The sequence below is a fragment of the Steroidobacter sp. genome (assembly GCF_016790065.1).
Classification (GTDB): domain Bacteria; phylum Pseudomonadota; class Gammaproteobacteria; order Steroidobacterales; family Steroidobacteraceae; genus Steroidobacter.
This window is the reverse complement of the sequence record NZ_JAEUPY010000935.1, coordinates 1-6,339: the sequence shown is the minus strand read 5'-3', so window position 1 is coordinate 6,339 and position 6,339 is coordinate 1. Positions and strand designations below refer to the sequence as shown.

Sequence of the window (6,339 nt, the reverse complement as noted above, 5' to 3'; positions counted from 1 at the left end):
GGTGTTCACACCGTCGATGTACATCCAGTACGCCAACAGGAACCAGATCACTGCGCGGTACTTGCGGACTTCCTTGAAAGTGCGCACCAGCTCTTGGAAGCCTTCACGCATAGCGCGACCGGCCCCCACCGACGCTCGCTGCTCGCCGCGCGGGAAGTTACGGAAGATAGGAATCGCGAACAGCGTCCACCACACGGCCACCGAAAAGAACGACACGCGAATCGCCGCTTCGGGGCTTTCCAAACCGAACAGTGCCGGCTTGCCGAACATGAGCACGTTCACTGTGAGCAATAACGCGCCGCCCAGATAGCCCATGGCATAACCGAAGCCGGATACCGAATCGAGACGCTTGGGCGGCGCGACTTTGACCAGCATCGAGTCGTAGAAAATCAGGCCGCCCCAGAAGCCGAGCGAAGCGAGCGCAAACAAGGCCGCCGCTACTTGCCAATCGCCGACCCCCACGAATGCGAGCATCGCTGTTGGAATGACGCCGATCGCCGTGAACGCCGCCAGGAAGCGCAGATGCGCGTTACCCCGATCCGCCAGCGCGCCCAGCCAAGGCGCCATGATGGCCAGCACGAAGCTCGACGCGCCGTTGGCGATACCCAGCCAGAACGTACTGGTGATCGCGTCCTGCCCCGCCGTCAGATACTGTTTGAAGAACAGCGGAAAGAACACGACCATCACCGTGGTCGCAAACGACGAGTTCGCCCAGTCGTACAGCGCCCAGGCGAAGACCTTTTTAGTAATTAGCGGTGACTTCATACCTGGGCAATTCGTTATGCAGCGGCCGCCAGATGCTCCCGCGTCTCGCGGAAATCCAGGTCCGGCCAGCGCTCCAAGGTGAGTTGTAGATTGACCCGCGTCGGCGCCAGATAAACCAGCGCGCCGGAATGATCCAGCGCCAGATTCTCGTACGCCTTGGTGCGGAATTCTTCGAGCTTCTTGGCATCCTTGCTGTAAACCCAACGCGCGGTGTAGACGTTGACGTTGTCGAACGAGGACTGCACCGAATATTCGTCCTGCAGGCGGAACGTGACCACGTCGAACTGCAGCTGACCGACCGCACCCAGAATCAGATCGTTGTTACGCAGCGGCCGGAACACCTGGGTCGCACCCTCTTCGCACAACTGATCCAGCCCCTTTTGCAGAGCCTTCATGCGCAGCGGGTCGCGCAACACCACGCGGCGGAACATTTCCGGCGCGAAGTTGGGAATGCCGGTGAACATCAACGATTCGCCTTCGGTGAAGGTGTCGCCGATGTTGATGGTGCCGTGATTGTGCAAGCCCAGGATGTCGCCGGCGAACGCTTCGTCGGTGTGCTGGCGATCCGCCGCGAGGAAGGTCAGCGCGTCGTTGATGCGCATTTCTTTCTTGAGACGCACATGGAACAACCGCATGCCCTTGCTGAACTTGCCGGAGCAGATGCGCATGAAAGCAATACGATCGCGATGCCCCGGATCCATGTTCGCCTGGATCTTGAACACGAAGCCGGTGAGCTTTTCTTCCAGCGGCTTGACCACGCGTCCAGTGGTTTCGCGTTGTTTCGGACCGGGCGCATTCTTGACGAAGGACGCCAACAACTCGGTCACGCCAAAGTTGCTGATGGCCGAGCCGAAGAACACCGGCGTCTGTTTCGCGGCCAGATACTGTTCGATATCGAACTCCGGCGCAGCGCCGCGCACGAGCTCGACTTCATCTCGAAATACGCGTGCCCGGTCGCCGAGAAATTCGGTCGCCTCGTCGCTGGCCAGCTTATCGATGGTCGCGTGCGTACCGGCGCGGCCCTTCTCGCCGGCCTGGTAGATATAAATTCGATCTTCGATCAGGTGATAGATGCCTTGCAGCTCGCGGCCCATGCCGATGGGCCAGGTGATGGGCGCACAGGAAATCTTCAACACCTTCTCGATTTCATCCAACAGCTCCATGGGCTCGCGCCCTTCGCGGTCGAGCTTGTTGATGAACGTCATGATGGGCGTGTCGCGCAGGCGGGTCACTTCCATCAGTTTGATGGTGCGCTCTTCGACGCCCTTGGCGCAGTCGATCACCATCAACGCCGAGTCCACCGCGGTCAGCGTGCGATAAGTGTCTTCGGAGAAGTCCTCGTGACCCGGCGTATCCAGCAGGTTCACCATGTGCCCGTCGTAAGGGAATTGCATGACGGACGAGGTGACCGAGATACCGCGCTGCTGTTCCAACGCCATCCAGTCGGAAGTGGCATGCCGCGCGGCCTTGCGCCCCTTCACGGTGCCGGCCAACTGAATGGCACCGCCGAACAACAACAGCTTTTCGGTCAGCGTGGTCTTACCCGCGTCCGGATGGCTGATGATGGCAAAAGTGCGTCTTTTGCCGATTTCCTCGGGCAGTGGGCCATTCGGCATCGTCAGGGGTCCGTCGAGCAGGGGCGCGCATGATAGCCTAGAACCTGATCAACCAAATAACCTAGAAATAGGACAACACAATAACCTATAAATAGGTTGACGCAATAACCTAGAAAGCGTACAACAGGATACCCTAGAAACCAGGAACGTCGTTCTCTTAATTTTCAACGCCTTATGTCCACGCCCGCCGACAAACTGGCCGATTCGCTGGCACTTTTGAAGCAGATCCAGGACCAGGGTCGGGACGCGATTCGCGCCGGTGATTTGACCCGCACGCATCGCGAGCGGCTGCTGGCGAACGGCTTCATCCGCGAAGTGATGAAGGGCTGGTACTACCCGAGCCGGCCCGACGAACCGGCTGGCGAGAGCACTTCCTGGTACGCCAATTTCTGGGCCTTCAGTGCCGCCTATCTCGAAGAACGGTTTGGCGCCGACTGGTGCCTGAGCCCGGAACAGTCCATCTGTCTGCACACCGGCGACTGGACCGTGCCCAAGCAGTTATTGGTCCGCTCACCCCGAGGCGGCAACAAACCCACGGAGCTGTTACACGGCACGTCGATATTCGATGTGAGATTAGGACTGCCGTCGCCTACGGACACTGAAGTTCTCAACGGCGTGCGAGTCTACAAATTACCGGCGGCATTGATCTCTTGCGCGCCCTCGCAGTTCATCGCGTACCCGTTCACCTTGCGAGCCGCGCTCGCCATGGTCGGCGATGCATCCGATGTGTTGAGTCGTCTGCTCGAAGGCGGACATAGCAAAGTCGCAGGTCGACTGGTGGGCGCGTTTAGAAACATCGGCCGCGAGCAGATCGCAGCCAACATTGTGGGCGGCATGCAATCGGCCGGGTACACCGTCACCGAAAGCGATCCTTTCGAGCACGAATCTCCCATCGCATTCGGCTCGCGCGAGACGTCTCCGTACGTCAACCGGCTGCGCATGAGCTGGCAAACCATGCGCGCGGATATTCTGGCGAACTTCCCTGCCCCGCCCGGCCTGCCCGCCGATCGCGACGCCTATTTGCACCGGGTCGATGAGATCTATGTCAGCGACGCCTACAACTCGCTATCCATCGAAGGTTACAAAGTCAGCGCCGAGCTGATCGAACGCGTGCGCACCGGCAATTGGAATCCCGACGCCATCAAGAACGACCAACTACAACGCGACGCTTTGGCCGCGCGCGGTTACTGGCAAGCGTTTCAGTCGGTGAAACAAAGCATCTCGCAAGTGTTGAACCAGGCGAATGCAGGCACAGTGGCCGATCGAGATCACGCCACTTGGTATCGCGAATTGTTCGGCCCAAGCGTGGTCGCCGGCATTCTGAAGGCCGCCGAGCTGGCCGGTTACCGCAACGGCCCAGTGTACATTCGCAGATCCATGCACGTGCCGCCGAGCCCGGAAGCGGTGCGCGAATTGATGCCGACGTTGTTCGAGTTGTTACAACAGGAAAGCGAAGCGGCAGTGCGCACCGTGCTCGGCCATTTCATCTTTGTTTATATCCATCCGTACTTCGACGGCAACGGCCGCATGGGCCGCTTCTTGATGAATCTGATGATGGCGGCGGGTGGCTATCCGTGGACTGTGATTCCGCTGGCCCGACGCGCGGATTACATGGCTGCGCTGGAAGCCGCGAGTGTGAATCGCGACATCAAGCCGTTCGCTCGGTTTCTCGCCGAGCTACTCAACCAACAACAAAGCTAGGTTGCTGCTGGCGCGCGACGAAGCAGACGCTGATTGGTGAAGTCGCGCAGCACGCCCCACAAGTCCACCGTCGTGCGTCCTCTGTGGATCAGCACGTTGAAGGTGTACGCAGCGATCACGCTGACCACCAGCATCTCGCCACCGTCTTCGAGAATGAGCAGGAACTGCGCCAGCATCGGCGCCTTGAAATAACTGATGACGTGCACCACGTCGACACCGACGCCGACGATCGCCAACAGCACGATCAGCACCGCGATGTCTCGCGAAACGATGCGAGCCTGAGCGTCGCCGCGCCAGTAACCGAAGCCGATCAGTAGCGCAGTCACGCCGCCGATGAAGCCGGCAAACAGCAGCTCGCCGATGTCATCAGGCCGCAGTCCGAAAGCCACCGGCACCGAATAGTTTGCGGCCAGCCACTTGCCGAACTGCTCGTGGAATTGGAAGGCATCGTCGAGCAGCAAGAACGTGAACACCAACGTCCAGCCCAGATAGACCACCGCGCGGGTGCGACGGAACAGCGCCACCATCAGCAACGCTGCCCAGTACTGTTTGACGTATTGATACGCCTCGGGCAGGCCGTTATCGGCCTCCAGCGAGAACGGCCGACCCCGCAGCAGCGCAGTCTCGACGTAGACCACGTGCAGGAAGATGAAAGCCAGATCGGCGGCGATCAGCAATAACAGCAACGCGCGGGCGGTGGCGACGAGGCCGTGTTGTTCTGGTGTATTGGCGGCGAGCTGCATTGAGCCGGATCCGTGTATGACAGATATCGGCTTTTAACGAGAACCCCCGCCCGGCCACAAGGGCGTGGGTCACAAGCGAGGGGAAGACCTTATGGCGTGGTCAGAACGCGCTTGTAGACCAGCGCATCTTCGCGCCCGCCGGCCGCCTGGTAGTAGGCCTTGCGGACGCCGACTTTGACGAAGCCCAGCGATTCGTACAGCTTGATGGCCACCGGATTGGAAGGCCGCACTTCCAGGAACACGTCCTGCATCTCGGCCTCTTTGGCTCGACTCAGCAGGAAATCCATCAAGCGCCGGCCGACGCCGCCGCTACGCAGATCGTTGCGAATACAGATGTTCAGAATGTGCGCTTCGCCGGCGCCGTACGACATGATGCCGTAGCCCGCCACCTGGCCTTCGAACTCGACCACGCGGCACAGATACCCGACGCGCACGCAATCGCGAAACACGCCTTCGCTCCAAGGGAACAGGTAAGACGCGCGTTCGACCGCTACCACCGCGGGCACATCGACCAAGGTCATCGGCCGGAAACGCACCGATTGAAACAGCGCGCTCCGGTCGAGTTCGGCGCTCACGCCGTTGCCCCACTTTGCAACGTCTCGAAGGTACGCATGGCCAATAACAGATCGGCCCATGATTTGCGCTTCTCCACTGGGCTACGTAATAGATAAGCCGGATGGTAGGTCACCACCATCGGTCGGCCGCCTGCAATCTTATGCACCGAGCCACGCAACTTGCCGATAGGCGTATCTACTTCCAGCAGCGTCTGCGCGGCGATGCGCCCGACGCATAAGATCAATGTCGGATTCACCAACTCGATCTGCCGATACAGATAAGGAATACAGGCGCGCACTTCTTCCGGCTTGGGATCGCGATTACCGGGCGGTCGCGATTTCAAAATGTTGGCGATGAACACCTGTTCCCTGGCCAGGCCTACGGCTTTCAACATCGAGTTTAGCAACAGGCCGGCGCGGCCGACGAACGGCTCGCCTTGCTTGTCCTCGTCCGCCCCCGGTGCCTCGCCGATGATCAGCCATCGCGCGCTCCGGTTGCCCACGCCGAACACCCCGTTGGTGCGCGTGGCATGCAATGGACACTTCGTGCAGGAACGGACGGCGGTTGCAAGGTCGTCCCAACCGAGCTTCGACACACCATCGTCGTCGGCCGCCAAAAGGGCTGGCGGTGGTGCTGCAGCGGGCTCAGGCACGACGCGTAACGACTGGACTGCGACTGGCGGAGGCTCAGGAGTAAGCGCCGGCGCCGTCACCGGCTGCGCAACCGTCGCCCGCGCGCTGCCGTCTCGACGTTCCCAGACGTCGATATCGAGTGCCTTCAGGTAGGCCAGGCGGCGGGAATCCATGGGAACGGTGCGCTGTGAATGGTTATGCGCTGAAGCTTACCGGCAGCCGCCGCGCGAGACCATCGGCAAACGCTAGGGGGCTTCAACCGGGCGTTTTTTGCGAGTCAGTTTGCGCCAGACCCAGTACAGCGGCGCCGACGCGGCGTACAGGCCG

Annotated in this window: 6 protein-coding genes; 1 reads left to right on the top strand and 5 read right to left on the bottom strand. The window is 60.5% G+C overall.

Annotation, left to right across the window (positions count from 1 at the left end; all coding sequences use genetic code 11):
- Nucleotides 1-765, bottom strand: a 765-nt coding sequence (locus JNL55_RS37220; RefSeq protein WP_293867203.1) for an MFS transporter, incomplete at its 3' end; no start/stop codon positions are given.
- A 14-nt stretch (nt 766-779) separates the two neighbouring features.
- Entirely contained in the window at nt 780-2,381 is a 1,602-nt protein-coding gene (locus JNL55_RS37215; RefSeq protein ID WP_293867200.1) for a peptide chain release factor 3, read from the bottom strand.
- Nucleotides 2,382-2,555: 174 nt separating this feature from the next.
- Here JNL55_RS37215 and JNL55_RS37210 point away from each other — a divergent pair, with 174 nt between their 5' ends.
- On the top strand, nt 2,556-4,082 hold the full coding sequence (locus JNL55_RS37210; RefSeq protein ID WP_293867197.1) for a Fic family protein: 1,527 nt from the start codon (nt 2,556-2,558) through the stop codon (nt 4,080-4,082).
- Here the strand turns inward: JNL55_RS37210 and JNL55_RS37205 are convergent.
- The 3 genes from JNL55_RS37205 to JNL55_RS37195 form a co-directional block, all read right to left on the bottom strand.
- Nucleotides 4,079-4,825 (bottom strand): hypothetical protein, encoded by a 747-nt coding sequence (locus tag JNL55_RS37205; protein WP_293867194.1) that lies wholly within the window; start codon nt 4,823-4,825, stop codon nt 4,079-4,081. The genes JNL55_RS37210 and JNL55_RS37205 overlap by 4 nt on opposite strands.
- A gap of 89 nt (nt 4,826-4,914) precedes the next feature.
- A complete protein-coding gene (gene rimI / locus JNL55_RS37200) occupies nt 4,915-5,400 on the bottom strand; it encodes a ribosomal protein S18-alanine N-acetyltransferase (protein ID WP_293867191.1) in 486 nt (161 codons plus the stop codon).
- Nucleotides 5,397-6,185 carry a uracil-DNA glycosylase gene (locus JNL55_RS37195; protein ID WP_293867188.1) on the bottom strand — a complete coding sequence of 263 codons (789 nt, stop codon included), beginning with the start codon at nt 6,183-6,185 and terminating at the stop codon, nt 5,397-5,399. The genes rimI and JNL55_RS37195 overlap by 4 nt, the downstream gene beginning before the upstream one ends.
- Nucleotides 6,186-6,339 lie beyond the last annotated feature (154 nt).